At 52.8% G+C, this 1,053-nt stretch carries 1 protein-coding gene; it reads right to left on the bottom strand.

Translation table 11 applies throughout. From position 1 onward, the window contains the following. Positions 1 to 52: 52 nt before the first annotated feature. Entirely contained in the window at positions 53 to 1,021 is a 969-nt protein-coding gene (locus K0778_RS26320) for an IS5 family transposase (protein ID WP_000654811.1), read from the bottom strand. Positions 1,022 to 1,053 lie beyond the last annotated feature (32 nt).

Genomic DNA, 1,053 nt, shown 5'->3' with positions numbered 1-1,053 from the left:
TTTGTTGAATAAATAAGATTTCGTGCGAACGACCCTGTAGCTGGCTGGATTTTCAGGCAATACGCACGCTTTCTGGCATCCCAGCCTTTGTCATCCTGTTCAACGCACGCACCATGGCCATAGCTTCCGCTACCTGACCATCGTAGTCACGCAGCGTCAGTGAATCTCCCAACAACTGCTTCATTCTGTACATTGCCGTTTCCGCTATCGAGCGACGGTTATATTCCGTTGTCCATTTCCACCGTGCATTGCTTCCGCTCAGCCGCTGATTAGCAACGGCACGGTTGCGGTCTGCGTACTCACCGGGCCAGTAACCTGCTCCTTTTCGGGGAGGAATAAGCGCGCTGATTTTTTTGCGGCGCAGTTCATCGTGACAGAGCCGGGTATCGTAAGCCCCGTCTGCCGCGGCTGCCCTGATTTTTCTGTGAGTCTGCCGGATAAGGCCCGGGAAGGCTTCTGAGTCCGTGACGTTATTCAGCGACAGGTCTGCACAGACAACTTCATGTGTGTTGCTGTCAACAGCAAGATGCAACTTTCGCCAGATACGACGGCGCTCTTTGCCGTGCTTTCTGACTTTCCATTCGCCTTCACCAAAGACCTTCAGCCCGGTGGAATCAATCACCAGGTGTGCGATTTCACCCCGGGTGGACGTTTTGAAACTGACATTAACCGACTTTGCCCGCTTACTGACACTGGTGTAATCCGGGCAGCGCAACGGAACGTTCATCAGGGCAAAAATGGAATCAATAAAACCCTGCGCAGCCCGCAGGGTCAGCCGGAATACGCGTTTAATCACCAGAACGGTGGTGATGGCGAGATCAGAATAGCGCTGGGGCCTTCCTCGTGATGAAGGCGTTGCCGACTCATACCAGGCCTGAATCGCCTCATCATCCAGCCAGAAAGTGAGGGAGCCACGGTTGATGAGAGCTTTGTTGTAGGTGGACCAGTTGGTGATTCTGAACTTTTGCTTTGCCACGGAATGGTCTGTGTTGTCGGGAGGATGCGTGATCTGATCCTTCAACTCAGCAAAAGTTCGATTTATTCAACAAAGCC

Origin of the sequence: Escherichia sp. XD33, from assembly GCF_019375075.1 — a bacterium.
GTDB lineage: Bacteria > Pseudomonadota > Gammaproteobacteria > Enterobacterales > Enterobacteriaceae > Enterobacter > Enterobacter flexneri_A.
This window is presented reverse-complemented; position numbering and strand designations above follow the sequence as displayed.